Origin of the sequence: Methylobacterium sp. E-065, assembly GCF_022829605.1 — a bacterium.
Taxonomy (GTDB): domain Bacteria; phylum Pseudomonadota; class Alphaproteobacteria; order Rhizobiales; family Beijerinckiaceae; genus Methylobacterium.
In genome coordinates this window covers 1-417 of record NZ_JAKSYD010000051.1, presented here as the reverse complement: position 1 = coordinate 417, position 417 = coordinate 1, and the positions used below count along the sequence as shown (strand labels likewise).

Here is a 417-nt window from a genome sequence, read left to right as displayed (position 1 = left end):
GATGGCCATCGTCGATGAGCTGGTGGCTGAAGCCGTCCAGGTGCTTCGCGCCTGTGGTTGTACGGTCGAGCCGTGGAGCAGCAACTATCCGCTCTGGCTGGTCGATGGGGAGACGTTCACCGATGGCGGCGTCATGGTGCTGGTTCGGGCAATGACGACGGGCGTCCACGTTACTCTCAGCCACCAGAGCCTACGGTTTCGGAACCCGGCCGGTGCTCCCAACACCGTGCGCCTGATCAGTCAGGAAGTCCAATGGAGCGTAAATAGCTACACTCCCGAAACAGGGCGGCCTTCCTGCTACGCCGAGACCTCGCTCATGCGCATGCACGACTCGATCAAGCGCTCCTCGTCCGTCCGCATCCGCACGTCGGCGACGACCTTTTCAACGATCTGGCGCATGATCACCTCGTCCAAGCC

Annotated in this window: 1 protein-coding gene; it reads left to right on the top strand. The window is 62.1% G+C overall.

The features are described 5' to 3' along the window. The coding region (locus MKK84_RS04575) for a hypothetical protein (protein ID WP_243916900.1) at nt 1-417 on the top strand (417 nt) is incomplete at both ends.